32 protein-coding genes are annotated in these 25,516 nt (G+C 69.0%); 24 read left to right on the top strand and 8 right to left on the bottom strand.

Annotation, left to right across the window (positions count from 1 at the left end; translation table 11 throughout):
* Nucleotides 1-9 precede the first annotated feature (9 nt).
* Nucleotides 10-1,044: an HAD family hydrolase gene (locus ACQPYY_RS31265; RefSeq protein WP_379092174.1), complete on the bottom strand. Its 1,035-nt coding sequence runs from the start codon at nucleotides 1,042-1,044 to the stop codon at nucleotides 10-12.
* A 102-nt stretch (nucleotides 1,045-1,146) separates the two neighbouring features.
* Between ACQPYY_RS31265 and ACQPYY_RS31260 the strand changes: the two genes are divergently transcribed.
* The 6 genes from ACQPYY_RS31260 (at nucleotide 1,147) to ACQPYY_RS31235 (ending at nucleotide 7,133) form a co-directional block, all read left to right on the top strand.
* Entirely contained in the window at nucleotides 1,147-1,407 is a 261-nt protein-coding gene (locus ACQPYY_RS31260) for a glutaredoxin family protein (protein ID WP_379092177.1), read from the top strand.
* 344 nt (nucleotides 1,408-1,751) lie between these two features.
* On the top strand, nucleotides 1,752-2,564 hold the full coding sequence (locus ACQPYY_RS31255; protein ID WP_379092180.1) for a redox-sensing transcriptional repressor Rex: 813 nt from the start codon (nucleotides 1,752-1,754) through the stop codon (nucleotides 2,562-2,564).
* Nucleotides 2,561-3,949, top strand: coding sequence for a glutamyl-tRNA reductase (locus ACQPYY_RS31250; protein ID WP_379092184.1), 1,389 nt, complete (start codon nucleotides 2,561-2,563; stop codon nucleotides 3,947-3,949). The genes ACQPYY_RS31255 and ACQPYY_RS31250 overlap by 4 nt, the downstream gene beginning before the upstream one ends.
* Nucleotides 3,946-5,010 carry a hydroxymethylbilane synthase gene (gene hemC, locus ACQPYY_RS31245; RefSeq protein WP_379092187.1) on the top strand — a complete coding sequence of 355 codons (1,065 nt, stop codon included), beginning with the start codon at nucleotides 3,946-3,948 and terminating at the stop codon, nucleotides 5,008-5,010. Before ACQPYY_RS31250 ends, hemC begins: the two co-directional genes overlap by 4 nt.
* Entirely contained in the window at nucleotides 5,007-6,569 is a 1,563-nt protein-coding gene (locus ACQPYY_RS31240; protein WP_357090970.1) for a bifunctional uroporphyrinogen-III C-methyltransferase/uroporphyrinogen-III synthase, read from the top strand. The genes hemC and ACQPYY_RS31240 overlap by 4 nt, the downstream gene beginning before the upstream one ends.
* A 321-nt stretch (nucleotides 6,570-6,890) precedes the next feature.
* Nucleotides 6,891-7,133 (top strand): hypothetical protein, encoded by a 243-nt coding sequence (locus ACQPYY_RS31235; RefSeq protein ID WP_379092191.1) that lies wholly within the window; start codon nucleotides 6,891-6,893, stop codon nucleotides 7,131-7,133.
* Nucleotides 7,134-7,220: 87 nt separating this feature from the next.
* Here the strand turns inward: ACQPYY_RS31235 and ACQPYY_RS31230 are convergent, their stop codons facing one another.
* Nucleotides 7,221-7,541, bottom strand: a complete 321-nt coding sequence (locus ACQPYY_RS31230) for a hypothetical protein (RefSeq protein ID WP_357090974.1) — start codon at nucleotides 7,539-7,541, stop codon at nucleotides 7,221-7,223.
* Nucleotides 7,542-7,725: 184 nt separating this feature from the next.
* Between ACQPYY_RS31230 and hemB the strand changes: the two genes are divergently transcribed.
* The 5 genes from hemB to ACQPYY_RS31205 all read left to right on the top strand — a co-directional run bounded on the left by hemB (nucleotide 7,726) and on the right by ACQPYY_RS31205 (nucleotide 10,613).
* The gene (gene hemB, locus ACQPYY_RS31225; protein WP_379092194.1) at nucleotides 7,726-8,703 is read left to right on the top strand and encodes a porphobilinogen synthase; all 978 of its coding nucleotides are present in this window, start codon (nucleotides 7,726-7,728) and stop codon (nucleotides 8,701-8,703) included.
* 31 nt (nucleotides 8,704-8,734) lie between these two features.
* Nucleotides 8,735-9,244, top strand: coding sequence for a hypothetical protein (locus tag ACQPYY_RS31220; RefSeq protein ID WP_379092197.1), 510 nt, complete (start codon nucleotides 8,735-8,737; stop codon nucleotides 9,242-9,244).
* A 279-nt stretch (nucleotides 9,245-9,523) separates the two neighbouring features.
* Complete coding sequence (locus ACQPYY_RS31215) at nucleotides 9,524-10,036, top strand: hypothetical protein (protein ID WP_433591964.1); 513 nt, start codon at nucleotides 9,524-9,526, stop codon at nucleotides 10,034-10,036.
* Complete coding sequence (locus tag ACQPYY_RS31210; protein ID WP_379092201.1) at nucleotides 10,036-10,272, top strand: hypothetical protein; 237 nt, start codon at nucleotides 10,036-10,038, stop codon at nucleotides 10,270-10,272. Before ACQPYY_RS31215 ends, ACQPYY_RS31210 begins: the two co-directional genes overlap by 1 nt.
* Nucleotides 10,273-10,388: 116 nt before the next feature.
* Nucleotides 10,389-10,613, top strand: coding sequence for a hypothetical protein (locus tag ACQPYY_RS31205; protein ID WP_433591963.1), 225 nt, complete (start codon nucleotides 10,389-10,391; stop codon nucleotides 10,611-10,613).
* 47 nt (nucleotides 10,614-10,660) lie between these two features.
* Here the strand turns inward: ACQPYY_RS31205 and ACQPYY_RS31200 are convergent, their stop codons facing one another.
* A complete protein-coding gene (locus ACQPYY_RS31200; RefSeq protein ID WP_379092207.1) occupies nucleotides 10,661-11,044 on the bottom strand; it encodes a hypothetical protein in 384 nt (127 codons plus the stop codon).
* A 272-nt stretch (nucleotides 11,045-11,316) separates the two neighbouring features.
* Here ACQPYY_RS31200 and hemL point away from each other — a divergent pair, with 272 nt between their 5' ends.
* The 7 genes from hemL to ACQPYY_RS31165 all read left to right on the top strand — a co-directional run bounded on the left by hemL (nucleotide 11,317) and on the right by ACQPYY_RS31165 (nucleotide 19,372).
* Entirely contained in the window at nucleotides 11,317-12,654 is a 1,338-nt protein-coding gene (gene hemL, locus ACQPYY_RS31195; protein WP_433591962.1) for a glutamate-1-semialdehyde 2,1-aminomutase, read from the top strand.
* A gap of 632 nt (nucleotides 12,655-13,286) precedes the next feature.
* On the top strand, nucleotides 13,287-13,892 hold the full coding sequence (locus tag ACQPYY_RS31190; protein WP_379095695.1) for a histidine phosphatase family protein: 606 nt from the start codon (nucleotides 13,287-13,289) through the stop codon (nucleotides 13,890-13,892).
* 70 nt (nucleotides 13,893-13,962) lie between these two features.
* On the top strand, nucleotides 13,963-14,601 hold the full coding sequence (locus ACQPYY_RS31185) for a TlpA family protein disulfide reductase (protein ID WP_433591961.1): 639 nt from the start codon (nucleotides 13,963-13,965) through the stop codon (nucleotides 14,599-14,601).
* A 5-nt stretch (nucleotides 14,602-14,606) separates the two neighbouring features.
* Complete coding sequence (locus ACQPYY_RS31180) at nucleotides 14,607-15,431, top strand: cytochrome c biogenesis CcdA family protein (protein WP_433591960.1); 825 nt, start codon at nucleotides 14,607-14,609, stop codon at nucleotides 15,429-15,431.
* Nucleotide 15,432: 1 nt separating this feature from the next.
* Nucleotides 15,433-17,052 (top strand): cytochrome c biogenesis protein ResB, encoded by a 1,620-nt coding sequence (resB, locus tag ACQPYY_RS31175; protein WP_433591959.1) that lies wholly within the window; start codon nucleotides 15,433-15,435, stop codon nucleotides 17,050-17,052.
* Complete coding sequence (gene ccsB, locus ACQPYY_RS31170) at nucleotides 17,052-18,041, top strand: c-type cytochrome biogenesis protein CcsB (protein WP_379092215.1); 990 nt, start codon at nucleotides 17,052-17,054, stop codon at nucleotides 18,039-18,041. Before resB ends, ccsB begins: the two co-directional genes overlap by 1 nt.
* Nucleotides 18,042-18,181: 140 nt before the next feature.
* Nucleotides 18,182-19,372, top strand: coding sequence for a Rieske 2Fe-2S domain-containing protein (locus ACQPYY_RS31165; protein WP_433591958.1), 1,191 nt, complete (start codon nucleotides 18,182-18,184; stop codon nucleotides 19,370-19,372).
* A gap of 8 nt (nucleotides 19,373-19,380) precedes the next feature.
* On the opposite strand, the gene ACQPYY_RS31160 is transcribed toward ACQPYY_RS31165, so the two are convergent.
* The 3 genes from ACQPYY_RS31160 to ACQPYY_RS31150 all read right to left on the bottom strand — a co-directional run bounded on the left by ACQPYY_RS31160 (nucleotide 19,381) and on the right by ACQPYY_RS31150 (nucleotide 20,257).
* The gene (locus ACQPYY_RS31160; RefSeq protein ID WP_357281844.1) at nucleotides 19,381-19,581 is read right to left on the bottom strand and encodes a hypothetical protein; all 201 of its coding nucleotides are present in this window, start codon (nucleotides 19,579-19,581) and stop codon (nucleotides 19,381-19,383) included.
* Between the two features lie 174 nt (nucleotides 19,582-19,755).
* The gene (locus tag ACQPYY_RS31155; protein ID WP_357281842.1) at nucleotides 19,756-19,944 is read right to left on the bottom strand and encodes a hypothetical protein; all 189 of its coding nucleotides are present in this window, start codon (nucleotides 19,942-19,944) and stop codon (nucleotides 19,756-19,758) included.
* 82 nt (nucleotides 19,945-20,026) lie between these two features.
* A complete protein-coding gene (locus tag ACQPYY_RS31150) occupies nucleotides 20,027-20,257 on the bottom strand; it encodes a BldC family transcriptional regulator (protein ID WP_213559159.1) in 231 nt (76 codons plus the stop codon).
* 253 nt (nucleotides 20,258-20,510) lie between these two features.
* Here ACQPYY_RS31150 and ACQPYY_RS31145 point away from each other — a divergent pair, with 253 nt between their 5' ends.
* Together ACQPYY_RS31145 and ACQPYY_RS31140 are read left to right on the top strand one after the other, a co-directional pair.
* A complete protein-coding gene (locus tag ACQPYY_RS31145; protein ID WP_357091000.1) occupies nucleotides 20,511-20,822 on the top strand; it encodes a DUF4229 domain-containing protein in 312 nt (103 codons plus the stop codon).
* On the top strand, nucleotides 20,819-21,904 hold the full coding sequence (locus tag ACQPYY_RS31140) for a PLP-dependent cysteine synthase family protein (RefSeq protein ID WP_379092226.1): 1,086 nt from the start codon (nucleotides 20,819-20,821) through the stop codon (nucleotides 21,902-21,904). Before ACQPYY_RS31145 ends, ACQPYY_RS31140 begins: the two co-directional genes overlap by 4 nt.
* A 38-nt stretch (nucleotides 21,905-21,942) precedes the next feature.
* Here ACQPYY_RS31140 and ACQPYY_RS31135 read toward each other — a convergent pair whose 3' ends face one another.
* Nucleotides 21,943-22,827 carry a helix-turn-helix domain-containing protein gene (locus ACQPYY_RS31135; protein ID WP_433591957.1) on the bottom strand — a complete coding sequence of 295 codons (885 nt, stop codon included), beginning with the start codon at nucleotides 22,825-22,827 and terminating at the stop codon, nucleotides 21,943-21,945.
* A 195-nt stretch (nucleotides 22,828-23,022) separates the two neighbouring features.
* Between ACQPYY_RS31135 and ACQPYY_RS31130 the strand changes: the two genes are divergently transcribed.
* From ACQPYY_RS31130 to ACQPYY_RS31115, 4 genes are all read left to right on the top strand, one after another.
* Entirely contained in the window at nucleotides 23,023-23,256 is a 234-nt protein-coding gene (locus tag ACQPYY_RS31130) for a hypothetical protein (protein ID WP_433591956.1), read from the top strand.
* A 69-nt stretch (nucleotides 23,257-23,325) separates the two neighbouring features.
* Nucleotides 23,326-23,547, top strand: coding sequence for a helix-turn-helix domain-containing protein (locus tag ACQPYY_RS31125; RefSeq protein ID WP_147207290.1), 222 nt, complete (start codon nucleotides 23,326-23,328; stop codon nucleotides 23,545-23,547).
* A complete protein-coding gene (locus ACQPYY_RS31120) occupies nucleotides 23,547-24,137 on the top strand; it encodes a Clp protease N-terminal domain-containing protein (protein WP_387302247.1) in 591 nt (196 codons plus the stop codon). Before ACQPYY_RS31125 ends, ACQPYY_RS31120 begins: the two co-directional genes overlap by 1 nt.
* A gap of 67 nt (nucleotides 24,138-24,204) precedes the next feature.
* Entirely contained in the window at nucleotides 24,205-24,585 is a 381-nt protein-coding gene (locus ACQPYY_RS31115; RefSeq protein ID WP_357281832.1) for a phage holin family protein, read from the top strand.
* 23 nt (nucleotides 24,586-24,608) lie between these two features.
* Here ACQPYY_RS31115 and ACQPYY_RS31110 read toward each other — a convergent pair whose 3' ends face one another.
* Nucleotides 24,609-25,478: a 1,4-dihydroxy-2-naphthoate polyprenyltransferase gene (locus ACQPYY_RS31110; protein WP_379092238.1), complete on the bottom strand. Its 870-nt coding sequence runs from the start codon at nucleotides 25,476-25,478 to the stop codon at nucleotides 24,609-24,611.
* Nucleotides 25,479-25,516 lie beyond the last annotated feature (38 nt).

The raw sequence follows: 25,516 nt of genomic DNA, 5'->3' as shown, positions 1-25,516 counted from the left end.
CTTTTCGCGCTAGCTGGCCTTGGCTTCGCGTTTCCGGGACAGCACGGCCGCGGCCGCGCCGCCCGCCGCGCCGAGCGCGAGGGCCGTGGGCACACCGACTTTCGCGGCTTTGCGCCCGGTGCGGAAGTCCCGCACTTCCCAGCCGCGATTCTTGGCGACCTCGCGCAGATCCGCGTCCGGGTTGATGGCCACCGCGGTGCCGACCAGCGAGAGCATCGGCACGTCGTTGTGGCTGTCGGAGTACGCCGTGCAGCGCTTCAGGTTCAGGCCCTCACGAATGGCGAGGGTGCGCACCGCGTGCGCCTTGCCGAGTCCGTGCAGGATGTCGCCGACCAGGCGGCCGGTGAACACGCCGTCCTCGCTCTCGGCGACCGTGCCCAGCGCCCCGGTCAGACCGAGCCGCTTGGCGATCACCTGCGCGAGTTCCACCGGCGTGGCGGTGACCAGCCAGACCTGCTGGCCCGCGTCCAGGTGCATCTGGGCCAGCGCCCGGGTGCCGGGCCAGATCTTGTCGGCGATGATCTCGTCGTAGATCTCTTCGCCGAGCGCGGCGAGTTCGGCGGTCGGGCGGCCCGCGATGAAGGACAGCGCCTTCTCCTTGCCGGACGCCATGTCCGAGTGGCTCTCCTTGCCGGTGACCCGGAACTTGACCTGCTTCCAGGCCATGTCGACCAGGTCGGAGGTCTTGAAGTACTTGCGCGAGGCCAGCCCGCGCGCGAAGTGCACGATCGACGCGCCCTGCACCATGGTGTTGTCGACGTCGAAGAAGGCCGCGGCGGTGAGGTCGCGGGCGATCGTGGGCGTCGGCGTGTCGCCGAGGTCGCGCAGCGCCAGCTCGGCGTCGTGGAGGGCGATCGCGGCGTCGGCGCTGGCCTCGCCGGCCAGGTTGGCGCGGACCTCTTCCTCGGTCGGACCGAAGGGGCTGCGGGTGATGCGGGTGAACTGATCCTGCAGGTCAGCCAGTCCCTGACCCCAGCGCGCCGGGAATTCACCGAATCGTCCCGCGATGAAGCCCGTTCCCTGCTCTTTCGAACGTTCCGGCACCAGTACCTCCGCCTGTTAGCGCGAACAACTCAACAGTAACGCCCGGGAGTGGCCGCAACGTAGACGGTGAACGACATATCGGGAAGTTGTTAGATGGTGGCCATGAGCGATTCGCCACATGCTGTGACGCTGTTGACCCGGGACGGGTGCGGGCTGTGCCACACCGCACTCGAACAATTGCGCCCGATCTGCGCCGAGTTCGGCGTCGAGGTGACCACGGTGGACGTGGACGCGGCCGCCGCCACCGATCCGGGCCTGCGCGCCGAATACGGGGACCGGCTGCCGGTGGTGCTGCTGGACGGCCGGGAGCACAGCTATTTCGACGTGGACGAGCCGCGGCTGCGCGCCGACCTCGCGAAATAACCGGATCTACCTCGCGAAACCGGGCGTTATAGGGGATTTTCCGGGCTTTCCGCCGGGGTCCCCCTCCGTCTGTCCCGTCCGGTGTGTTGCGTAGCGGGTTCGCGCTGATGAGGGTTGAATGAACCCGGGGCCGGAGCCCGCCGCAAAGTGACTGAATTCACCGACTTTGTGCAGGGCTTCACAAGCGGTTACGGTGGTGGCACGCGACCCGCCTTCTCGGGCAGCGGAAGCGACCCCCTGAACCTGACTCGACCTCGCCTGCAAGGACCGCGACGGTCTCCCGGCGTCGGGTCGACAAAAGAACCCGGACACTCACCCCCGGCCGGACGAGGAGCGCAAGCGACGTGACAGAGCAGCAAGAGACGCCGCCGACTGGCGTCTCCAAGGCTCTGCAGAAGGACATCCCGCAGGCCACGGTGGCCCGGCTGGCCACGTACCTCCGGGTGCTCGCCGTACTCGCCGACGACGCTGTAGCCATCGTATCGAGTGAGGAACTGGCTGTCGCGGCGGGTGTCGGTTCGGCCAAGTTGCGCAAGGATCTCTCCTTCCTCGGACCCAACGGCGTGCGTGGTGTCGGTTACGACGTGATCAAGCTGCGCGACCGCATCGAGGATGTGCTCGGTCTCTCCGAGGGACACCGGGTGGTGCTGGTCGGAGCCGGTCACCTGGGGCGCGCGCTGGTCGGCTACGGCGGTTTCCGCCGCCGCGGTTTCGCCATGGTCGGGCTGTTCGACAACGATCCCGCGGTCATCGGGACCACCGTCGGCGGACTCGTCGTCCGCGACGTGGCCGAGCTGACCGACGCCGTGGCCACGCTGGAACCCACCATCGCCGTGCTCACCGTGCCCGACGCCGCCGCGCAGGGCGTGTGCGATCTGCTGGTCGAGGCCGGTCTGCAGTGCGTGCTGAGCTTCTCGGCCCTGGCTCTCGAGGCCCCGGCCACCGTCGAGGTGCGACGGGTGGATCTCGCGGTGGAGATGCAGCTGCTGTCGTTCGAGCGGGCCCGCAACGCGGAATCGGCCGCCGAGGACGCGATGAGCGCCGCCGCGGCCGTGGTCGGCTCCGCCGACGCGAACGTGGTGTCCACCCCGATCCGCCGGGTGACGACGATCCAGACCGCGGACACAACCAGCAAGGGAGCGGTGGTCCAGCCATGAGCGTGCTTCTCGTCGGCATCTCACATCGCAGCGCACCGGTGGCGGTGCTGGAGAAGATCGCCATCACCGAGACCGACCGGCCCAAGCTGACCGACAAGATGCTGGCCTCCACGCACGTGTCCGAGGCGATGATCGTCTCCACCTGCAACCGCATCGAGGTCTACGCGGTCGTCGACGCCTTCCACCCCGCACTCGGCGAGATCGGCGAACTGCTCACCAAGCATTCCGGGCTGCCGCTGCCCGAACTCACCAAGCACGCCTATGTGCGCTACGCCGAGGCCGCGGCCGAGCACCTGTTCGCGGTGTCCTCGGGCCTGGATTCCATGGTGGTCGGCGAGCAGCAGATCCTCAGCCAGATCCGGGCCGCCTACGCCGCCGCCGACGCCCAGCAGGCCGCCGGGCGCACCCTGCACGAGCTGGCCCAGCACGCGCTGCGGGTCGGCAAGCGGGTGCACTCCGAGACCGGGATCGACCGCGCGGGCGCGTCGGTGGTGTCGGTGGCGCTGGATCGCGCGGCCGCCGTGCAGGGCCCGCTGGCCGGGCGCACCGCACTGGTGCTGGGCGCCGGCGCGATGGGCGGGCTCGCGGTGGCGCAGCTGGCGCGCGGCGGGGCCGCGAAGGTCATCGTGGTGAACCGGACCCTGGAGAAGGCGCAGCGGCTGGCCAACACGGCCACCACCATGCACGGCGTCGAGGCCGAGGCCATCGAGATGGACCGGCTGGCCGAGGCCATGGCCGCCGCCGACGTGGTGATCACCTGTACCGGCGCGGTGGGCACCGTGGTCACCCTCGCCGATGTGCACCGGGCGCTGTCGGCCAAGCCGGGCGCCGAGGAACTGGTCATCTGCGACCTGGGCCTGCCCCGGGACGTGGACCACGCGGTCGCCGGACTGCCCGGGGTCACCGTCATCGACATCGAGACGCTGCAGCGCGACCCGTCGGCCGGTGCGGCCGCCGACGACACCGCCGCCGCGCGCACCATCGTCGCCGACGAACTCTCCAAATACCTTGCCGGACAGCGCATGGCCGAGGTCACCCCGACCGTGGCCGCGCTGCGCCAGATGGCCGCGGACGTGGTCGAGGCCGAGCTACTGCGCCTGGACTCCCGACTACCGGGACTCGAATCCACCGAACGCGACGAGGTGGCCCGTACCGTGCGACGGGTGGTCGACAAACTGCTGCACGCGCCGACGGTGCGGGTCAAGCAGCTGGCCTCCACACCCGGCGGGGACAGCTACGCCGAGGCGTTGCGCGAGCTGTTCGAACTCAAACCCGGTGCGGCGCAAGCGGTTGCCGCGCCGATGGAGATCTCCGCCCTGCAGGGCGAACTGGCCGATGATTTCACCGCCGCCCACCCGGGGGACGAACAGGGGCACATCGCATGACCGGAGCAATGGTGCACGAGAACGACATAACCGCTCCCTCTGCGGAGCAGGCCTATGGTCGCGGAACGGTCGACGCCCCGTGGCGCATCGGCACCCGCGGCAGTCTGCTGGCCCTCACCCAGGCCGGGCACGTGCGTGACGCCTTGATCGCCAACGGCCAGCAGGCCGAGCTGGTCATCGTGAAGACCGCCGGCGACCAGAACGCCACCGATCCCGTGCAGAAGATCGGCGTGGGCGTGTTCACCGCCGCGCTGCGCGAGGAATTGGCCGCGGGCACGGTCGATATCGCCGTCCACTCGTACAAGGATCTGCCGACCGCGCAGGATCCGCGCTTCGACATCGCCGCTATCCCGCCCCGGCAGGATCCGCGCGACGCGCTGGTGGCGCGCGACGGCCTGGTGCTGGGTGAGCTGCCCGCGGGCGCGAAGGTCGGCACCTCCGCGCCGCGGCGCGCCGCACAGCTGAAGGCGCTGGGCCTGGGCATCGAGATCGTGCCGCTGCGCGGCAATCTCGACACCCGGATCGGCAAGGTCTCCTCCGGTGAACTGGATGCCGTGGTGGTGGCGCGGGCCGGGCTGGCTCGCATCGACCGCCTGGACGTCGTCACCGAATCGCTCGAACCGGTGCAGATGCTGCCCGCCCCGTCGCAGGGTGCGCTGGCCGTCGAATGCCGCAGCGAGGACACCGAACTCGTGACCATCCTGTCCGCCCTCGACGATCCCGGCACCCGTGCCGCGATCACCGCGGAACGGGCGTTGCTGGCCGACTTGGAGGCCGGTTGTACCGCGCCGATCGGCGCGCTGGCGGAGGTCGTCGAATCGCTCGACGACGACGGCCGGGTGGTGGAGGAGTTGTCGCTGCGCGCCTGCGCGGCGGCGATCGACGGCTCGGATGTGATCCGGGCTTCAGTGGTCGGACCGGTCGCGGATGCCGCGGACCTGGGGCGGGCACTGGCGCGCGAGCTCTTGGAGCTGGGGGCGCGCGAACTGCTCAGCGTCACAGAGGAATCCGCTGAGCTCACCGACGACAGCAATCCCAGCCCAATGGAGAACAGCCGATGAGCCGAGTGACGAAGAAGAATCCCGGTCGGATCCTTTTCGTGGGGTCAGGGCCCGGTGACCCGGCGCTGTTGACCGTGCGGGCCCGCGAGGTGCTCGGCCGGGCGACGCTGGCCTTCACCGATCCCGACGTCGACAAGGGCGTGCTCGCCCTGATCGGCATCGCGGTCGAGGAGAGCGCCGACGGGACCCGCCCGGTGGACGTGCGCCCCGCCCTGGGCGACGCCGCCGAAGTGGCCAAGACCCTGATCGCGGAGGCCCGCGGCGGCTCCGACGTGGTGCGCCTGGTCTCCGGCGACCCGATGACCACCGACTCGGTCATCCAGGAGATCAACGCCGTCACCCGCTCGCATCTGAGCTTCGAGGTGCTGCCGGGTCTCTCGGCCGGCACCACCGTGCCCGCCTACGCGGGTATCGAACTCGGCTCCAGCCACACCGTGGTGGACGTCCGCGGCGAGGTGGACTGGGCGGCCGTCGCGGCCGCGCCCGGCCCGCTGGTGCTGCACGCCACCTCCGGCCACCTGGCCGAGACCGCCTCGGCGCTGGTGGAACACGGCCTGGCGCCGCAGACGCCCGTCGCGGTGACGGTGCGCGGCACCACCCGCCAGCAGCGCACCATCGACGCCACCCTGGCGACCCTGAACAACGCCGCCTCCGAGCTGGTCGGCCCGCTGGTGGTCACGGTCGGCAAGGAAGTGGACAAGCGCGCCAAGACCTCCTGGTGGGAGTCCCGCGCTCTCTACGGCTGGACCGTGCTGGTGCCGCGCACCAAGGAGCAGGCCGGCGAGATGAGCGAGAAGCTCGTCAACCACGGCGCCATCCCCATGGAGGTCCCGACCATCGCGGTCGAGCCGCCGCGCAGCCCCGCCCAGATGGAGCGCGCGGTCAAGGGCCTGGTCGACGGCCGCTACCAGTGGGTCGTCTTCACCTCCACCAACGCGGTGCGCGCGGTGTGGGAGAAGTTCGGCGAATTCGGCCTGGACGCCCGCGCGTTCAGCGGCGTGAAGATCGCCTGCGTCGGCGAGGCCACCGCGGAGAAGGTGCGCTCCTTCGGCATCAACCCCGAGCTGGTGCCGTCCGGTGAGCAGTCCTCCGAGGGTCTGCTGGCCGACTTCCCGCCTTACGACGACGTTTTCGACCCGGTCAACCGGGTGCTGCTGCCGCGCGCGGACATCGCCACCGAGACCCTCGCCGAGGGCCTGCGCGACCGCGGCTGGGAGATCGACGACGTCACCGCCTACCGCACCGTGCGCGCGTCCCCGCCGCCCGCGGAGACCCGCGAGATGATCAAGACCGGCGGCTTCGACGCCGTGCTGTTCACCTCGTCCTCCACGGTCCGCAACCTGGTCGGCATCGCCGGCAAGCCGCACGCCCGCACCATCGTGGCCTGCATCGGACCCAAGACCGCCGAGACGGCCATCGAATTCGGTCTGCGCGTGGACGTGCAGCCCGAGGTGGCCCAGGTCGGCCCGCTCGTCGAGGCGCTCGCCGAGCACGCCGCCCACCTGCGCGCCGAGGGTCTGCTGCCGCCGCCGCGCAAGAAGAGCCGCCGCAGCCGCTAGCTTCGGCACGATGAACGGCCACCCCGGCCCCGCGTCACGATGACGCGGGGCCGGGGTCGTTCTCACGCCCGGCACGGTCGGGACCTGTGACGGCGCGGAGTGGTTCGGCTCGGCCCGGAGACCGATTCCGGCGCGGCGCGGCGTGCGTGTCATCGATCGGCCCGGTCGCGAACAACGGGTCCGCGGCAGGACCTCCGGCCCGGGCGAGCATGTCGGCCTCGCCGATTCGCTGGGTGGATGCCCAAGGAACTGTCGTCGTTTCATCCGGAAGCGAAATGCTTACGCTGCATTCGGTATTCGATCTTCGAGAGGTGAACATTCATGAAGCGTGTTTCAGTCGGCCTGATCGCGATGTGTGGACTCGCGCTGGGCGCGGGTCTGTCCCCGGCGGCGGCTCTCGCCGAGGCCCCGAGCGTGGCGGCGCCGGTCGCCGATGCGCCGGGGGTCAGCTCGTCCGGCATTCCCGCCGTGACCGTCCTGCAGACGCTGTTGAAGTGCCTGACCAGCGGTTCGAGCAATCCCGGCACGCCGGGATCGACCCAGACCGGCTGCCTGAACTCCTAGCGCCCGCACGGGCGTGGGAGGCGCACCGACGTCCGGTCGTGGGGACGTCGGCGCGCCTCCGCCGCGTTCAGCGGAGCCGCGTGGCGGTCAGCGCTGGGCCGCCATCAGGCGGCGGACCATGCGGCAGGTCGCGTCCGAGGGCTGGTGCACGCCGATGACTTCGGCTGTCTCCCTGATCTTTTCGTTGGTGGCCTGGTCGGGCCCGAAGGACCCGGAATCCAGGAGCGCGATGGCCAGCCGCATGGCCTTCAATCGCCGGTTGTGCGAGACGTACCACGTGCGCGGCCGCCCCGCCGGCAGCGGCTGCTTGGCCAGCGGCCGCCACGCGTGATCGATGACCTCCCCCTTCTTCGGAACCCCGGCGCCCCGGTTCACCTTGCCGGACATGCTGGTAACGGCTGCGAGCACGGCCAATCCTCCCGTCGCGATCCGGGATCGCGCCTTCGAATGCGGCGCGATCCCTTCGAACACATCTTCGATTCTACTCGGACCCACCGACAAAAACGGCTGCTCACAATGACTTTGGACGTCGACCGGGCCCGGCGCCGGAGGCGCGCGCACCCCGGTCACGAGCCGGGCATATCATGCGAGCATGACCGGAATGGACCGCCCTCGGCGGTTGCGCCGCACTCCCGCCATGCGTCGGCTCGTCGCCGAGACCAGCCTGGAGCCGCGGCACCTGATTCTGCCCATGTTCGTCGCCGACGGTATCGGCGAACCGCGTGAGATCTCCTCCATGCCAGGCGTTTTCCAGCATTCGATGGACTCGCTGCGCAAGGCGGCCGCCGAAGCCGTGGCCGCGGGCGTGGGCGGCCTCATGCTCTTCGGCGTTCCGAAGCCCGAGGACAAGGACGCCCAGGGAAGCGGGGCCAGCGACCCGGACGGGATCCTGAACCGCGGCCTGTCCGCACTGGTGTCGGAGGTCGGTGACTCGACGGTCGTCATGGCCGACACCTGCCTCGACGAATTCACCGACCACGGCCACTGCGGCGTGCTCGACGAGCACGGCGCGGTCGACAACGACGCCACCCTCACCCGCTACGTCGAGATGGCGCTGGCGCAGGCCGCGACCGGCGCCGACCTGCTCGGCACCAGCGGCATGATGGACGGCCAGGTGGGCGCGATCCGCGCGGGCCTGGACGCCGCCGGATACACCGACACCGGCATCCTCGCCTACGCGGCCAAGTACGCCTCCGCGTTCTACGGGCCGTTCCGCGAGGCCGTCGGCTCCTCGCTGCAGGGTGATCGGCGCACCTACCAGCAGGATCCGGCCAACCGCCGGGAGGCGATCCGTGAGCTGGAACTGGATCTGCTCGAGGGCGCGGACATCGTCATGGTGAAGCCCGCCATGTCGTACCTGGACATCCTGCGCGAGGTCTCGGACCGGTCCACGGTGCCGGTGGCGGCCTACCAGATCTCCGGCGAGTACGCGATGATCACCGCCGCCGCCGAGCGCGGCTGGATCGACCGCAACGGCGCGATCCTGGAATCGCTGCTCGGGATCCGGCGGGCGGGCGCGGACATGGTGCTCACCTACTGGGCCACCGAGGCCGCGCACTGGCTGGCCTGAACCGGAACGAGTAGCTCTGATCGTGAATCCCATGGTCCCGCCGAACGATCCGGCGCGTCCGGCGCCCGAGGACGTCGGCACCGCCTGTCAGCTCTGGTACGCCGCGCTCGGGGTCGGGCTGGTGCAGTTGATCGCCTCGCTGATCGCGCAGTTCGGGCAGCGGAACGAATTGGCGCAGCAGATGTTCGACCAGGTGAAGGAGCAGCAACCGGCGGTCACCCTGGCGCAGGTGGAGGTCTGGGCCGCCGTCGTGTTCGTGCTGGTCGCGGTGTTCTGGCTGGTGCTGTCCGGAGCCGGGGTGGCGGTGGTGTGGCAGCTGGGGCGCGGAAAGAACTGGGCCCGAGCGGTTCTCACCGGTTTCGGCATCTTCCTGGTGCTCGGCGCGGCGGGCACGCTGTTCGGCGTCGGCGCCAAGGAGAGCGGCGTGGCCGCGCTGATCGCCGGCGGCGCGGGCATCGTGCAGGCGGTGCTCGCGGGCGGGGCCGTATTCCTCTGCTACCGAAGCGAATCCGACGCCTACTTCCGGCCCGGACCGCGCTAGGTTACCGCCGAGTTTGTTACGGGGGTGACAACGCGTTATGGTGAGGGCTGTCACAACTATTTCGGGAACCGGAAGTCGGCCGTCGCGCGTTACGTCATGCGCCTCGAGCCCCCCGGGAAGGCGGAGCAACGATGCGAGTGGTGATCCAGCAGCCGCACAGCCTGCGGCGCGATATCGCGGTGCTGAGCCTGTTGTTCCTCTTCGGCTTGCTGACCCTCGCCGTACTCCTGATTCCGGGCCTGGCCCACTGAGTCGTTCCGCGATCTTTACGCTCGACCTATGAGTGAGGCCATCAACGCCCCCGGGGCCGTGCTGTTCTCCGAACCCGGCGCGCGCTGGCGGACCATCGCCTACGGACCCGCGCTGTGCGCGATCATCCTGGTCATCGAGCTGTTCCGGGGCGGCGACATCCACCGGTTCGGGCTCGTCTTCTGCGGCGTGCTGCTGGCCGGGTTCGTCTGGTTGCAGGTGATCGCGGGCAAGCGGCACATCAGTGTCGAGCTGACCGCGGAACAGCTGCGCGAGGGCACCGAGGTGGTGCCGTTGCGCGACATCGCCGAGGTGCTGCCCGAAGACGACGAGGAGTCCTGGGATTATGAGGACTGGCAGTCCGCGCGGGCGCTGGGCGAGCTGACCGGAGTACCGCGGCGGCGCAAGGGAATCGGCTTGAAGCTGACCGACGGTCGCCTGGTGCAGGCGTGGGCGCGTGACCATGTCACGCTGCGCGCGGCGCTGACCGAGGCCCTGGGCCACCCGCGCGGGACCGACGACGAGCCTCGGGAGGCGCTGTGATGCGGTGGCTGACGATAGCGGCCGAGATCGTGCTGGTTCCGGTGCTGGCCGTCGCGGCGGTGTGGTGCTGGCGGCACGGGGTGCAGACCACGGTGTTCAAGGCGCAGGGTGAGGCGCCGTCGTTCAGTGCGACCCGCTATGTCGGGCCGTGGCTGGCGGGGTCCGCGGCGCTGGTGATCATGGCCGGACTGTCGCTGATCGACGGGGCCACGCGGGCGGTTCGGCTCACCCGCTGACGTTTTGTCCGATTCGACGGTTCGCGCTCGGCGAGCCCGGTCCGACACACCGATTTGAGGGGTGCGAAGTCGGGTTTCGCCTTGTCGCCCTCGGACCGGCGCGGAGAATCATCCGCATGAAGCGCGCAGAACTCGTGAAACGCATCGCCCCCGCGGTGCTGGCCGCGGGGCTCGTCGGCGCTGTGGTCGCGGCTCCGGCCGCCGCGGCCCCGGTCGATACCGTCCCGGATTACCGGTCACCGTTGGTGGCGATGTCCTGGCAAGACCTACTACCGCCCCAGCTGAACTGCCTGCTGTCCACCGGATGGGCGGCGTTCTGCCTGGGGATTCCGCTCCCGTAGCGGGGGGGTGCGGCGGCGCGACCGCAGACCGCGCCGCCGTCTCCGCCTCAGTTCCAGTTCTGGTAAACATCCAGCACGCGACCGCCCTTGGTGCCGGGCAGGTTCACGAACAGGGTCACCGTGCCGTCGGGATGATCGGCGGCCTCCATCATCACCTGGCGCAGGGAGGCGTGCACGCCGCCCTTGTCGTCCTTGTAGATGGTGGTGTCGGGCTCCAGGCCCGCGCCCATCCGGCTCAACGGCACGAACATGCTGACCACCGCGGGTAAAGGCCCGTCGGCGATGGCGGCCGTCTCTTGATGCGACAGCGCCACCCCCACCCGCCCCTGGTCGATCTGCACCAGCGGCACCGCGGCCTGCGCCACCCCCGGCGCGGCGGCCAGCCCGGCCGCCACCGCGATGATCCCTACCCCGAACCGAACGACCCGCATACGTCCCGCCCTCTCTCAGAAGCCGTTTCCTACGTCGAGACATTACGCATCAGCTATCTAGTAGCGAATTACGTTGTCCGAATCTCACTTCGGCGTGTTGCTCGGATCCGCGTCATCGAAGACCCGCTCGCCGGCTCCCATGATCTCAGCCGTCGGCCTTCGGGATGCGCGCTTCGATCCAGGGTGCGAAGATGACGGGTTGGCTGTGGGAAGAGCCACTCGACTACACCCTGTCGTCGACGGGGGCGGGGGCGGCTGAGAGACTGGGTGCCGTGAGTTCTTCTCCGCGTGTGAGCCAGGCGTCGGTCCCGGTCTCAGCCCACCTTTTCGAACGCGCCGCGGCGGTCATTCCCGGCGGCGTGAATTCGCCGGTGCGGGCGTTCAATTCCGTGGGCGGCACGCCGCGGTTCATCGCCTCCGCGCGCGGGTGCACGCTGACCGACGCCGACGGCAACGACTACGTGGACCTCGTGTGCTCGTGGGGCCCGATGATCCTCGGGCACGCGCATCCGGTGGTCGTCGAGGCCGTGCAGCGGGCCGCCACCGGCGGTCTGTCCTTCGGCGCGCCGACCGAGGCCGAGATCGAACTCGCCGAGGCCATCGCGGCCCGGGTCGCTCCGGTCGACCGGGTGCGCCTGGTGAACTCGGGCACCGAGGCCACCATGAGCGCGGTCCGGCTGGCCCGCGGCTTCACCGGCCGCACCAAGATCGTGAAGTTCAGCGGCTGCTACCACGGGCACGTGGACGCGCTGCTGGCCGACGCCGGCTCCGGCGTCGCCACCCTGGGCTTGCCCACCTCGCCCGGCGTCACCGGCGCCCAGGCCGCCGACACCCTGGTGCTGCCCTACAACGACCTCGAGGCCGTGGCCGCCGCCTTCGCCGCCCACCCGGGCGAGATCGCGTGTGTCATCACCGAGGCCGCCGCGGGCAATATGGGCGCGGTCGCGCCGGTCCCCGGTTTCAACGAGGGCCTGCGCCGGCTCACCACCGAGCACGGCGCGCTGCTGATCATGGACGAGGTCATGACCGGTTTCCGAGTCAGCCACTCCGGCTGGTTCGGCATCGACGGCGTGGCCGGCGACCTGTACACCTTCGGCAAGGTGATGAGCGGCGGCCTGCCCGCCGCCGCGTTCGGTGGGCGCGCCGACATCATGAATCACCTGGCCCCGCTGGGCCCGGTCTACCAGGCGGGCACCCTGTCCGGGAACCCGGTCGCGGTGGCCGCGGGTCTGGCCACGCTGCGCACCGCCGACGAGTCGGTGTACGCCACCCTGAACAAGAACTCCGAGCGCCTGGGCGGCCTGCTCACCGAGGCGCTGACCGCCGAAGGCGTCGCGCACCGGGTGCAATTCGCGGGCAATATGGTGAGCGTGTTCTTCGCCGAGAACCCGGTCACCGACTACGCCGCCGCCAAGGCCGCCGAGACCTGGCGTTTCCCAGCCTTCTTCCACGCGCTGCTGGATGCCGGTGTGTACGCGCCCCCGAGCGCCTTCGAAGCCTGGTTCGTCTCGGCCGCTCTCGACGAGGACGCGTTCGACCGCATCGCCGCCGCCCTCCCCGCCGCCGCGCGCGCCGCGGCGGCCGCCACTCCAGAAGGATCCGCCGCGTGAGCTCCGTCCACCCCGACTCGGGCGTCCCCGCCCCCGCCCAGCACGAGGCTCCTCTCTCCGCCGAAGAGGCCACCCGCCTCCTGGATTCCATCCGCCAAGCCGAGGACGAACTCGCCGAGACCGGTGAGAACATCGCTGTCGCCCCGGCGGGCGACGTGACCGTCGCACCGGGGGCAGAGGCCGAACCCGAGCCCGCCGCAACGGAATCCGACGATTCCGGCGTGGTCGTGACCGAGGACCCCGAGCCGGTCTTCGAGGCCGCCGTCGCCGCGGCCGAGCGGTTCGCCGCCCCCGCCCGGGCCGAGGAGACCGCCGAGCCGGCGGACTCCGCGCCCGCCGAGGCTGTCGAGCCCGCGCCCGCCGAGGCCGCGCATCCTGCCCCCGGCGAGGCCACGGAGCATGCCCTCAGCGAGGCCACGGAGCTCGCCCCCGCCGAGGCCGTGGAATCCGCCCCCGCCGCGTTCTCGTCCGAGATCGTTGTCGAGGTCGATCCCCAGACCGACGAGTCTGCCGTCTCGGAAGCCGACCTCACGGTCGCCGACACCGAGGCTCCGGCCCCGGTCTCCGGCACCGGTGGCGGCCTGATTCTCCCCGGTGACGTGGCCAGTGACGTCGAGACGATCGTCCACGTCATGCGCCACGGCGAGGTCCACAATCCGAACGGTGTCCTCTACGGCCGCCTGGCCGGTTTCCAGCTGTCGGTGACCGGCCGCGCGCAGGCCCAGGCCGTGGCGCGTTCGCTGTCCGATCACGACATCGCGCTGGTGGTGGCCTCGCCGCTGCAGCGCGCGCAGGAGACCGCGGATCCGATCGCCAAGGGCCACGGCCTGATCATCCGCACCGACGACAATCTGATCGAGGCGGGCAACACCTTCGAGGGCCTGCGGGTCTCGGCGAGCGACGGTGCGCTGCGCAAGCCCCGCCACTGGTGGAAGTTGCGCGACCCGTTCACCCCGTCCTGGGGCGAGCCGTATCTGCAGATCGCGCACCGCATGCTGGCCGCGGTGAACAAGGCGCGGGTGGAGGCCGCCGGTCGCGAGGCCGTGCTGGTGTCGCATCAGCTGCCGGTGTGGACGCTGCGCCGTTTCCTGCAGGGTCAGCGCCTCTGGCACGACCCGCGGAACCGGCAGTGCTCGCTGGCGTCGCTGACTTCCCTGGTCTACCAGGGCGATACGTTGATCGACATCGTCTACTCGGAGCCCGCCGGCGCCTCCGATCCCACGGTGACCGGGGCATGAGCGGGTCAGGCCCGGAGGCGGTCGCGTGCGTAACCACGCAGGCCCCTCGCTCATGCCTGGAGGGCGCAGCATGAGCCGCGCCATCGCGTCCCGGCCCGCGTTCGTCCGTCACCCGCTGCGGCGGGTGGCGGGCCTGCTGGCGGGGCTGACCGTGGTGGCCCTGCTCACCGGGTGCACGACGGCGGGCAAGGACGCGGTGGCCCAGGGCGGCACCTTCGATTTCGTCTCGCCGGGCGGCAAGACGGAGATCTTCTACGATCCGCCGTCCGCGCGCGGCACCATCGGCAAGCTGTCCGGCCCGGATCTGATGCACGACGGCAAGACCACGTCGGTGGACGATTTCCCCGGCAAGGTCGTGGTGCTCAACATCTGGGGCCAGTGGTGTGGCCCGTGCCGCGCGGAAGTCGGTGCGCTGGAACAGGTTTACGAGGCGACCAAGGACAATGGCGTCGCCTTCCTGGGTATCAACGTGCGCGACAACCAGAAGGACAAGGCCCAGGATTTCGTGACCGACAACAAGGTCGGTTACCCCTCCGTCTACGACCCGGCCATGCGCAGCCTGCTCGCGCTCGGCGGCAAGTTCCCGACCAGCGTCATCCCCACCACCATCGTGCTGGACAAGCAGCATCGGGTGGCGGCGGTGTTCTTGCGCAGCCTGCTGGCCGAGGACCTGCGGCCGGTGGTGGATCGACTGGCGGCCGAGCAGTGAATCACGTGACCTACCTGGCGAGCGTGGGGGATTCGTTCCAGCAGACCGCCGCCTCCGGACCGCTGCTGCTCGCGCTGGGCGCGTGCCTGCTGGCGGGCCTGGTGTCGTTCGCCTCGCCGTGCGTGGTGCCCTTGGTTCCCGGCTACCTGTCGTATCTGGCGGGCGTGGTCGGCGCGGAGGCCCCGCCGGTGACGGTGGAGTCGGCGCGGAGCGCGAAGACCGCGGTGGCGGGCCGCAATTCGGCGCGCCTGCGCGTGGCGGGCGCGGCGGCGCTGTTCGTGGCGGGCTTCACCGTCGTGTTCGTGCTGGCCGCCACCACCGTGTTCGGCACCATGCAGGCGCTGACCCTCAATCGTGAACTGCTGCAACGGGTCGGCGGCGTGGTGACCATCGTGATGGGTCTGGCCTTCATCGGCCTGATCCCGATGCTGCAGCGCGACACCCGCATGGAGCCGCGCCGTTTCACCGGCATCGTCGGGGCCCCGCTGCTGGGCGCGGTGTTCGCGCTCGGCTGGACCCCATGCCTCGGCCCGACGCTGTCGGGTGTGATGGCGGTGTCGGCGGGCACCGAGGGCACTACCGCGGTGCGCGGCGTGGCGCTGATCGTGGCGTACTGCCTCGGCCTGGGGCTGCCGTTCATCGTCCTGGCCTTCGGTTCGGCGACCGCGCTGCGGGCCGTCGGCTGGCTGCGCCGTAATTCCCGCACCATCCAGGTGACCGGCGGGCTGCTGTTGGTGGCCGTCGGCATCGCCCTGGTGACCGGATCGTGGGACGTGTTCGTCTCCTGGGTCCGCGACGCCTTCGTCTCGAATGTGACCCTGCCGATCTGACATGACTGCCACCATCGAAACCCCCAGCGCCCTCGCCCGTCCGCCGCGTCAGTCGCCGCTGCGCCGCGGCTTCGGTCTGCTCCGCAACACCTGGCGCGGCCTGACCAGCATGCGCACCGCGCTCATGCTGCTGTTCCTGCTGGCCCTGGCCGCCATTCCGGGCGCGCTGCTGCCGCAGCGCAGTCTCAACGCGGGCAAGGTCGACGACTACATCCGCAATCGCGCGACCCTGGGTCCGTGGATGGACCGGTTGCAGCTGTTCGACGTGTTCTCCAGCTTCTGGTTCACGGCCGTCTACGTGCTGCTGTTCGTCTCGCTGGTGGGTTGCATCCTGCCGCGCTGCGTGGACCACTACCGGGCCTTGCGCGCGCCGCTGACCAAGGCCCCGCGCAACCTGTCCCGCCTGCCGCACCACTGGTCCGGCACCGACGCGGAGACCCCGGAGCAGGTGCTGGACCGGGCCCGCGGCCAGATGCGGGGCTGGCGCGCGGTGGTGCAGCCGGGCGATCGGGACGGGGAGCTGACCCTGTCCGCGGAGAAGGGCTACACCCGCGAACTCGGCAACCTGGTCTTCCACCTCGCGCTGGTGGGCCTGCTGGCGGCGATCGCGATCGGCAAGCTGTTCGGCTACGAGGGCAATGTCGTGGTGCTCGCCAATGACGGCCCCGGCTTCTGCACCACCTCGCCCGCGGTGTTCGACTCGTTCCGCGCGGGCAATGTCAACGACGGCACCGGGCTGACCCCGATGTGCGTGCGGGTCAAGGACTTCAAGGCCGACTACCTGAAGAACGGTCAGGCGGCGATGTTCACCTCGAACATCCAGTACCAGACCGGCGCCGACCTGGCCTCCGGACAGTGGAACGACACCACCATCCAGGTGAACCATCCGCTGCGCGTCGCCGGGGACCGGGTGTACCTGCAGGGCCACGGTTTCGCGCCCAAGTTCACGGTGACCTTCCCGAACGGGCAGACCCGCACCGAGGCCATCCAGTGGAAGCCGGACGACGCCACCACCTTCCTGTCCTCGGGCGTGCTGCGCATCGACCCGCCGGGCGGCATGTATCCGAGCGAGGAGGAGCGCCGCAAGCATCAGGTGGCGATCCAGGGCTTGTTCGCGCCGACCGCGCTCATGCACGGCCAGCTGCTCACCTCCCGGTATCCGGCGATGAACGATCCCGCGGTGGCCATCGACATCTACAAGGGCGACACCGGTCTGGACACCGGCCGCGCGCAGTCGCTGTTCGCGTTGGATCCGGAGATGATCAAGCAGGGCCGGCTGGTGAAGGAACAGCGGGTGAACCTGAAGCCGGGGGAGACTTCGACCCTGTCCGATGGCACCAAGGTGACCTTCGACGGCGCGGAAGAGTTCGTGAACCTGCAGGTCTCGCACGATCCGGCGCAGCAGTGGGTGCTGGTGACGGCATTGACCATGATGGCGGGCCTGTTGGTGTCGCTGCTGGTGAAGCGCCGTCGCATCTGGTTGCGGGTGTACCCCGGCGAGGCGTCCGACGGTGTACGACGTACCGTAGTAGAAATGGGTGGTTTGGCCCGCACCGACCAGGCCGGCTGGGGCGGCGAGTTCGACCGCCTGCGTGAGCGGCTGCTGACGGGAGAGAAGTAATGCCGATCGACGAGAATCTCGCCTCCTACAGCGATCTCGGATTCAAATCGGCCATCGTGATCTACGCGCTGGTCTGGATCATGCTGGTCTGGCAGTTCGCCCTCACTCGCACGGTGCCGACCACCACCCGCGAATTGGTCACCGCCGGTGGCGGTTCCGAACCGGTCGCCGAGCCGCCCGCGCCGAACGTGCCCGGCAAGGTGGAGTCGCGCGGCGCCGGTCGCCCGTTCTCCGAGCGTCTCGGCAACATGGGCTTCGCGGTCCTGTTCGTCGGCTTCGGCGTGCACGTGGCCTCGATCGTCTTGCGCGGCTTCGCGACCCACCGTTTCCCGCTGGGCAATATGTTCGAGTTCATCTCGATGGCCTGTGCCGCCGCGGTCCTGCTCGGCCTGGTCCTGCTGAACGACCAGCGCTACCGCGGCATGTGGTCGTTCCTGCTGACCCCGGTCCTGATCCTGCTGTTCCTGGCGGGCACCAAGCTGCACGTGGACGCGGCTCCCGTCGTCCCCGCCCTGAAGTCCTACTGGCTCCCGATCCACGTCACCGTGATCTCGATCGGTTCGGGCGTCTTCCTGGTCTCGGGTATCGCGAGCCTGCTGTTCCTGTTCCGCATCTGGCAGCCCGCAGGCGCGGAGGCCGACAACATCTGGGGCCAGCTGGCCCGCCGCCTCCCCGACGCCCAGCTCCTGGACCGTCTGGCCTACCGCACCACCATCATCGGCTTCCCCATCTTCGGCGCGGGCGTCATCCTGGGCGCGATCTGGGCCGAGGCCGCCTGGGGCCGCTTCTGGGGCTGGGACCCGAAGGAGACCTGCTCCTTCATCGCGTGGGTTCTCTACGCCGCCTACCTGCACGCCCGCGCCACCTCCGGCTGGCGCGACACCAAGGCCGCCTGGATCAACATCGCCGGTTTCGTGGCCATGCTCTTCAACCTCTTCATCATCAACATCGTGGTCAGCGGCCTGCACTCGTATGCCGGACTGAACTGATCCAGCTGTTCTCGAAGGCCCCGGCACATCCGTGCCGGGGCCTTCTTCGTGCTGGCACTACCCCTGAGTGCTGTTGCGCTGTACGGTATTAAGCGACAGTGATTAGAACATGTTCTAGTTTTAGTGAAGGGGTGCTCGAGATGGCAGTGACGCCGGAGGGCCGGGTTCGCAAGGTGCGCGAGATCGATGTGGGCGAGGCGCCGACGCGGTACGCGCGGGGATGGCACTGCCTCGGACTGGCCGGCGCGTTCCGCGACGGTAAGCCGCACCAGGTTTCGGCCTTCGGGACCAAGCTGGTGATCTTCGCCGACAGCAAGAACGAACTGCACGTGCTCGACTCGTACTGCCGTCACCTCGGCGGCGATCTGAGCATGGGTGAGGTCAAGGGCGACTCCATCGCGTGCCCGTTCCACGACTGGCGCTGGGGCGGCAACGGCAAGTGCACCGGCATCCCGTATGCCCGCCGGGTGCCGCCGCTGGCGCGCACGCGCTCGTGGATCACCTTGGAGCGCAACGGACAACTGTTCGTGTGGCACGACCACGAGGGCAACCCGCCCACCGACGAGGTGACCATCCCCTACATCGAGGGTCCGTTCACCGACGCCGAGGGCAACGGCCTGGAGACGATCGGGGACGGCTGGACCGACTGGACCTGGGAGTCCATGATCATCGAGGGCTCCAACTGCCGCGAGATCATCGACAACGTGGTCGACATGGCCCACTTCTTCTACATCCACTACGCGTACCCGACGTACTTCAAGAACGTCTTCGAGGGCCACATCGCGACCCAGTACCTGGACTCCACGGCCCGCCCGGACAAGGGCATGGCCACCCAGTACGGCGGCGACTCCACCCTGAAGTCGGTGGCCTCGTACTTCGGCCCGTCGTACATGGTCAATCCGCTGGTCAACAACTACAGCGGCTTCGAGCTCGAGACCGTGCTGATCAACTGCCACTACCCGATCTCGCAGGACGCGTTCGTGCTGCAGTACGGCATGTCGGTGCGCAAGCCGCAGGGTGTGGACGACGCCCAGGCGGACAAGATCGCCAAGAAGATGACCAAGGGCATCGGCGACGGCTTCCTGCAGGACGTCGAGATCTGGAAGCACAAGTCCAAGATCGAGAACCCGCTGCTGACCGAGGAGGACGGCCCGGTCTACCAGCTGCGCCGTTGGTACGACCAGTTCTACGTGGACGTCGCCGACATCGACCCGAAGTCGGTGCAGCGCTTCGAGTTCGAGGTCGACACCACCAAGGCGAACGAGGCCTGGGAGGCCGAGGTGGCCGAGAACCTGCGCCGCAAGGCGGAGGAGGACGCCCTCAGCCACTGAGGGTTTGCTCAGCCGTGCTCGTACTCGCCTAGTTCGACGTCGGTCATACGCACCTGACCCCGAGTCAGCGGCTCGTAGTCCGCGCCCGATTCCTCACGGATCAGGTGCATGTCCGATAGTTGCCCGTGTCGCTCGGCCCGCCGTGCGGCGGCTCGTTCGTCCCCGGCTTTGCGCCGGGCGTCCTGCGACAGGTTCTGTTCACGCTCCATCAGGCACCTCCGGATGGGCCCCGCTGTGGAACCGGACTGCCCCAGTATGCGCGCGTCGGGCGCGGACCAGACCAGGAAAAAAACGACGATCCCCCGTGGGCTGCGCCGAAGCGGTTCCACGGGGGACGGTCACATATATCGCTATGGCTACTTCATTGGCGGAACTTCGGTAAATCAGGTGGATTCGCCGTCGCGATGCTCCCGGGAGAGCTTGGCGAGGAAATCCGGATCGTCTTCGGGACCGATAACGCGGTTGCGCCGAGCGGGTGCTGGGCCGGTGCCGGCCGATCGCTGGGGTCCGAAGGCCTTCCAGCACAGCATCGCGACGGTCACTACCGCGATGAGTGCCAACAGGTACGCCACGTCGCTCACCTCCTGACTTCGAGGGTAATCCGAGCGCGTACCCGCGGCACGTGAAGCGGGCGGTAATCCGTGAATATCGGTGCTACACGCGGGCCTCGGTGGTGAGGGACCGCAGGAGTTGCAGAACTTCGGACTCCCGGAACCGGCGGTGACCGCCCGGAGTCCGCAGGGAGCCGAGCCGACCCGCGTGAGCCCACCGGGTCACGGTCTTCGGATCGACATGGAACATGGCAGCGACTTGGCCTGGGGTGAGCAGGGTGTCCTGACCGGTGACGGAACCCAATGCGCGGCTCGCCGCGGTGAACGCAGTCATTCGCAAACCTTTCCGTTTCGACAGATCCCTCATCAGTAGCGACATCGTTGCACTGCACCCCCTGGGTGTTCGAACGGTCTCGCTTTGGTAAAGAGGAAGTAATAGACAAAACGGATATCCGTTATGTGTTTACGGTCACGTTTGGCCGCGCTGTAGCGAACGGCCAGCGACATACAGACCGGTTGGCCTGTCTGACCTGGGCGGACGAGGGTCGCGGCCGTTTCCCGATCCGCCGTCCCCTAGTCTGGACCGCGTGAGTGAAGCAACCCGACCCGACGGTGCGGGCCGTAGCCTGGCGCGCAATCTGGCCCTCTACACGGTGGCCCGGCTCGGGCTGGTCGCCGTCATCACCGCGATCATCGTGGGCGTCGCCGCCGCGGTGAAGGTGTCCATTCCCCTCATCGTCGCCCTGCTGTTCGCGCTGCTCATCGCCATGCCGCTGTCGCTGGTGCTGTTCAAGAAGCTGCGGACCCAGGTGAACCGGGACATCGCCGCCGTGGACGCCAAGCGCCGCGCCGACCGCGACCAGCTGCGCTCGAGGCTGCAGGGCAAGGGCGAGCAGTGAAACGCTGCGATCGCAGCGCACCCCGGGCCTGGGTGGACAATGCCGTCCGGCTCATCGACGCGGACTCCCAGCGCAGCGCGGACACGCATTTGCTGCGCTACCCGCTGCCCCCGGAGTGGGGCGTTCAGCTGTATCTGAAGGACGAATCCACCCATCCGACGGGCAGCCTCAAGCACCGGCTGGCGAGATCACTGTTCCTCTACGCCATTTGCAACGGCTGGGTCACCGAGGGCACCACGGTGGTGGAGGCTTCGTCAGGATCGACCGCGATCAGCGAGGCCTATTTCGCCAAGATGCTGGGCCTGGACTTCGTGGCCGTGGTCCCGGCGAAGACGTCTCCGGAGAAGCTGGCCCTCATCGAGGCCCAGGGCGGACGCTGTCACCTGGTGGAACGCGCCTCCGACATCTATGCCGAGGCGGCGCGATTGGCGGCCGAGACCGGCGGCCACTACATGGACCAGTTCACCAATGCCGAGCGCGCCACCGACTGGCGCGGCAACAACAACATCGCGGAGTCCATCTTCCAGCAGATGACCCTGGAGACCCATCCCGTGCCGGCGTGGGTGGTGGTGGGCGCGGGGACCGGCGGTACCGGCGCGACCATCGGCCGCTACCTGCGCTACAAGCGGCACGAGACCCGGCTGGCCGTGGTGGATCCGGAGAACTCGGCGTTCTATGGCGGTTACGAGCTCGATGACCTGGGTTATCAGACCGGTATGCCGTCTCGGATCGAGGGCATCGGCAGGCCGCGGGTGGAACCGTCGTTCATTCCGACCGTGGTGGATTGCATGATCGAGGTGCCCGACGCGGCCTCGGTGGCGACCACGCGGCACGCGAGCACGGTGCTGGGCCGACGCGTGGGCGGCTCCACGGGTACCAATCTGTGGGGGGCCTTTGCCCTGATTGCCGAGATGATCGCCGCGAACCGTACCGGCAGTGTGGTGACGCTGCTCTGTGACGGCGGAGACCGTTATGCCGGAACCTATTTCAATGACGTATGGGTTGCCGACCAGGGGCTGAGCTTGGCCGAGCCGACCGCGGTGCTGACCGAATTCATCGCTACCGGTACTTGGTCGGGCTAGTTTTCGCACGGCACGACAGGTCGGCCGATATCGGTTGGTCACCCATCGGCAAGTTTGCTATCGAGTTGCTGCAACGGGGTCGTGGGCATCGGATCCTTACCTGGCGCAACGTTTTTCGCGCGTCTCGACGGGGTAACGCCACCCTCTGAGGTGTTAATAGCCCTTGACGTTTCGGGGCGCTGCCGCATCACCGGACGGGTCACCGCGGTGGGTCGATCGACCACCGTGCCCATCACCAGAAGCCACGAATGCAACGTGGATTGGGTGCGCCACATATTGATCCGCATCTCGGTAATGGCCAGGGTGCGCGGATCCCGCACCAACTTGGTGAGATCCCCGCGCTCGACCGCGACCGTGTCCGAATGCCACAGCAGTGCGAAGTCCGGATCGGCCAGGCACTGGTCGAGGATCTGGGCGCCGCGCTCCTCCTCGCAGGTGCGGGCCAGCTGCATGCGGAAGCGGCTGACCGCCATGCGAACCTCGTTGTCCCAGTTCACCATGACGGTCCGGGAGATCGGATTGAAGATCAGCCATTCCAGGTAGTTGGATCCGGCCACCAGTTCCGGGAAGAACTCCTGGTGCGCGGCGTTGACGGCGAGGATGTCCCACAGTCCGCTGACGTACGCGCCGATGCCCGGGTTCAACAGGTCCAGGTAGTCCAGGTCGGCCGGGGTCGGCAGGTCGGGTTCGATGCGCGGCAGCGGTCCCTCGGCGAGCACGAGCGCGTACTCGAAGTCGACCGGCGTCAGTTTGAGCGCGGTCGCCAGGGATTCGATGACCCGTCGGGAGGGGTTGGCGCCGCCTTCGATCTTGGTCAGGTAGGGCACCGAGAGGTTGGCCAGCCAGGCCAGTTGGGGACGCGTGAGATTCGCGGTGGTGCGGCGCTGGCGAATGTACTCGCCGAACGTAGGTACTCCATCCATTTACTTAGGCAGACCTTACTTGTATGGCCGTCAGTTACACGCGCGGTTGCCGACGGATACCCGTGTGGTTCCCGCTGGACGAGGGTTCGGGCAGTCCGTTCTGCTCCAATAGTTTGAAACAACAACAAATGGGGAGTCGAGTTGGGGCAGCAACCGCGGTCGGCCGGAGATGTGAATGTCACATTCGGGCCATGGGTGATCTCATCGGCGCGCGGCAGCGCCATCACCACGCAGGGCGGCACGAAGATCAACGCCTGGGAGCCGTCCGCGTTCGGGCTCTACAAGGATCGCGACGGCGATCTGTGGGAGAAGGTGCCCGGCGGCTGGCGACTGCGGCTCCAGAACGGCATCCCGACCGACCCGGACGAGCTGTGGGACTGGACCGACGGCTGCGTGCGCGACTACGCCCCCTTCGTCCCCTTCTGCTGACGGCGAACGCCCCCTTTCTGGTGTCAATTTTCGTTGACGCGCCGTGGATGTCAACGTAAATTGACAGTCATGAGTGAAGCAACGACTCTGGCGGCCGCCGCCGGCAGCCCCGACCCTCAGGTCGGGCTCCGCGCGGTGCTCGCACTGCGCCGGTTGCTCGAGCGACTCGAGGCCATCCAGGTCACCAATGCCCGCACGCAGGGCTGGTCCTGGCAGGCCATCGCCGACGCGCTCGAGGTCAGCCGGCAGGCGGTCCACCAGAAGTACAACCGGAAGGGCGGTATCCGCTGATGTTCGAACGATTCGCCAAACCCGCCCGCACCGCGGTCGTCCTGGCCCAGGAGGAAGCGCGCGACCTGTGCTCCTCGACCATCGAGGTCGAGCACATGCTGCTCGGACTGCTGGTCTGCCCCGACGGCGGCCTGCGGGAAATCCTTGCGGCGCACGGCCTCACCGCCGACGACGTGCGAGAGGCGCTGGCCCGCAAGCGGACCGGGGAACCGCTCGGCGCCGAGGACGCGGAGGCCCTGCGCTCCATCGGCATCGATCTCGACGCCGTCCGGGAGAGCCTCGAGGCGACCTTCGGCGAGAACGCCCTCGACGAGGCGGCCGTTCCTCCCGAGGGATCGCGCTGGCGCAAGTACTGGGGGGCGGAAGGCGGCCCGCGCGGCCACATTCCCTTCACCTCGGATTCGAAGAAGATCGTCGAGCTGTCGCTGCGGGAGGCGTTGGCCCGCAAGGCCGACCGCATCGAGGCCGGGCACATGGTGCTGGCCGTGCTGCGCGCGCCCAACCCGGTCACCCGCCGCCTGCTCGGCGACGACGACGCGGTCCGCACCCTGCGGGACGCGGTGACCGGGTACCTGGATCGCGCGGCCTGACCGGTGCCACCGTCCGGCCGGTACGCGATATCCGGCCGCCGCGCCGATCTCGCCCTACGATCGGGGCATGACGCTACTGATACGTCTGCTGATCAACGGGGTGGCCATCTGGCTGGCCGCCGCCTGGGTGACCGGCATCGAGATCAAGACCCCCGAAGACACCACCCAGAGCAAGATCCTGGTGATCGCGGCCATCACGGTCGTGTTCGCGATCGTGAACGCACTCGTGAAACCGATCGTGAAGGTGCTCTCGTTCCCCTTCATCGTCGTGTCGCTGGGCCTGTTCCTGCTGGTGATCAACGCGCTCATGCTGTGGCTGACCGCGAAGATCACCGAGACCACGGAGTACGGCCTGCGGGTGGACGGATTCTGGGCCGCGGTGCTCGGCGGCATCATCATCTCGCTGGTGAACTGGGTGCTCGGCGTCCTGGTCCCCGACGAGGACTGAGCGCCGCGGACCGTCCGCGCGGGTCAGCCGATGGCCAGCGCGGCGGCCACCACGATCGACCAGATCAGCATCGCCTGACCGGTCCCGGCGAGGGCGGGAATCAGACCCGGCCCGTTCGCGCCGGACCGGACCGGCTCATTGGCCTTCACCGCCGCCGGCAACGCGACCAGCGCGGCCAGGGTCCAGGGACTTCTCCAGGCCAGCAGGGCCAGTGCCAGGAACGGGACCAGGATCAGCACCTGGTGCAGGGTGCGGGTGCGGGCGTCGCCCAGCCGCACGGCCAGGGTGAGCTTGCCCGACTCGGTGTCGGTGGGGATGTCGCGCAGATTATTGGTGACCAGCACCGCGCTGGAGAAGGCGCCGACCGACACCGCGCACACCAGCCCCGCCCAGTCGACCCGCCCGGCCTGCACGAACTCGGTGCCCAGCACCGCCACCAGGCCGAAGAACACGAACACCGCGATCTCACCGAAGCCGCTGTACCCGTACGGGTTCCGGCCGCCGGTGTAGAACCACGCCCCGGCCAGGCAGGCCGCGCCGACCAGGATCAGCCACCAGGCGGTGGTGAACACCAGCACCAGCCCGATGATCGCGCCGATCGTGAGGCAGGCGATGGCGGCATTGCGCACCGCGGCCGGACTCGCGAGCTTGGAGCCGACCAGCCGCAGCGGGCCGACCCGCTCGTCGTCGGTGCCGCGAATGCCGTCGGAGTAGTCGTTGGCGTAGTTGACGCCGATGATGAGCGCCACCGAAAGCAGCAGGCACAGCACCGCTTTCCACCACACGAACCCGCCGATCGAGGCCGCGGCGCCGGTGCCCGCCAGCACCGGGGCGATGGCGTTCGGAAGGGTGCGCGGCCGCGCGCCCTCGATCCACTGTGCTGCTGTAGCCATGCACCGCAGCCTAATGCGAGGTGCGCGGGCCGTGCCCG

It is taken from the genome of Nocardia sp. CA-145437 (assembly GCF_050956485.1).
Classification (GTDB): Bacteria; Actinomycetota; Actinomycetes; order Mycobacteriales; family Mycobacteriaceae; genus Nocardia.
Note: the sequence above shows the minus strand (reverse complement) of the source record. Positions and strands in the feature narration are given on the sequence as shown.

Excerpts from the sequence above, each read along its gene's own strand:
- ccsB (WP_379092215.1), top strand. The coding sequence starts at position 17,052 with ATGCCGATCGACGAGAATCTCGCCTCCTACAGCGATCTCGGATTCAAA.
- ACQPYY_RS31115 (WP_357281832.1), top strand. The coding sequence starts at position 24,205 with ATGACGCTACTGATACGTCTGCTGATCAACGGGGTGGCCATCTGGCTG.
- ACQPYY_RS31190 (WP_379095695.1), top strand. The coding sequence starts at position 13,287 with ATGCGCCACGGCGAGGTCCACAATCCGAACGGTGTCCTCTACGGCCGC.
- ACQPYY_RS31200 (WP_379092207.1), bottom strand. The coding sequence starts at position 11,044 with ATGCGGGTCGTTCGGTTCGGGGTAGGGATCATCGCGGTGGCGGCCGGG.
- ACQPYY_RS31125 (WP_147207290.1), top strand. The coding sequence starts at position 23,326 with ATGAGTGAAGCAACGACTCTGGCGGCCGCCGCCGGCAGCCCCGACCCT.
- ACQPYY_RS31185 (WP_433591961.1), top strand. The coding sequence starts at position 13,963 with ATGAGCCGCGCCATCGCGTCCCGGCCCGCGTTCGTCCGTCACCCGCTG.
- ACQPYY_RS31215 (WP_433591964.1), top strand. The coding sequence starts at position 9,524 with ATGAGTGAGGCCATCAACGCCCCCGGGGCCGTGCTGTTCTCCGAACCC.
- ACQPYY_RS31165 (WP_433591958.1), top strand. The coding sequence starts at position 18,182 with ATGGCAGTGACGCCGGAGGGCCGGGTTCGCAAGGTGCGCGAGATCGAT.
- ACQPYY_RS31250 (WP_379092184.1), top strand. The coding sequence starts at position 2,561 with ATGAGCGTGCTTCTCGTCGGCATCTCACATCGCAGCGCACCGGTGGCG.
- hemC (WP_379092187.1), top strand. The coding sequence starts at position 3,946 with ATGACCGGAGCAATGGTGCACGAGAACGACATAACCGCTCCCTCTGCG.
- ACQPYY_RS31240 (WP_357090970.1), top strand. The coding sequence starts at position 5,007 with ATGAGCCGAGTGACGAAGAAGAATCCCGGTCGGATCCTTTTCGTGGGG.
- ACQPYY_RS31110 (WP_379092238.1), bottom strand. The coding sequence starts at position 25,478 with ATGGCTACAGCAGCACAGTGGATCGAGGGCGCGCGGCCGCGCACCCTT.
- ACQPYY_RS31220 (WP_379092197.1), top strand. The coding sequence starts at position 8,735 with ATGGTCCCGCCGAACGATCCGGCGCGTCCGGCGCCCGAGGACGTCGGC.
- ACQPYY_RS31160 (WP_357281844.1), bottom strand. The coding sequence starts at position 19,581 with ATGGAGCGTGAACAGAACCTGTCGCAGGACGCCCGGCGCAAAGCCGGG.
- ACQPYY_RS31210 (WP_379092201.1), top strand. The coding sequence starts at position 10,036 with ATGCGGTGGCTGACGATAGCGGCCGAGATCGTGCTGGTTCCGGTGCTG.
- hemB (WP_379092194.1), top strand. The coding sequence starts at position 7,726 with ATGACCGGAATGGACCGCCCTCGGCGGTTGCGCCGCACTCCCGCCATG.
- ACQPYY_RS31150 (WP_213559159.1), bottom strand. The coding sequence starts at position 20,257 with ATGACTGCGTTCACCGCGGCGAGCCGCGCATTGGGTTCCGTCACCGGT.
- ACQPYY_RS31235 (WP_379092191.1), top strand. The coding sequence starts at position 6,891 with ATGAAGCGTGTTTCAGTCGGCCTGATCGCGATGTGTGGACTCGCGCTG.
- ACQPYY_RS31135 (WP_433591957.1), bottom strand. The coding sequence starts at position 22,827 with ATGGATGGAGTACCTACGTTCGGCGAGTACATTCGCCAGCGCCGCACC.
- ACQPYY_RS31260 (WP_379092177.1), top strand. The coding sequence starts at position 1,147 with ATGAGCGATTCGCCACATGCTGTGACGCTGTTGACCCGGGACGGGTGC.
- ACQPYY_RS31205 (WP_433591963.1), top strand. The coding sequence starts at position 10,389 with ATGAAGCGCGCAGAACTCGTGAAACGCATCGCCCCCGCGGTGCTGGCC.
- ACQPYY_RS31120 (WP_387302247.1), top strand. The coding sequence starts at position 23,547 with ATGTTCGAACGATTCGCCAAACCCGCCCGCACCGCGGTCGTCCTGGCC.
- resB (WP_433591959.1), top strand. The coding sequence starts at position 15,433 with ATGACTGCCACCATCGAAACCCCCAGCGCCCTCGCCCGTCCGCCGCGT.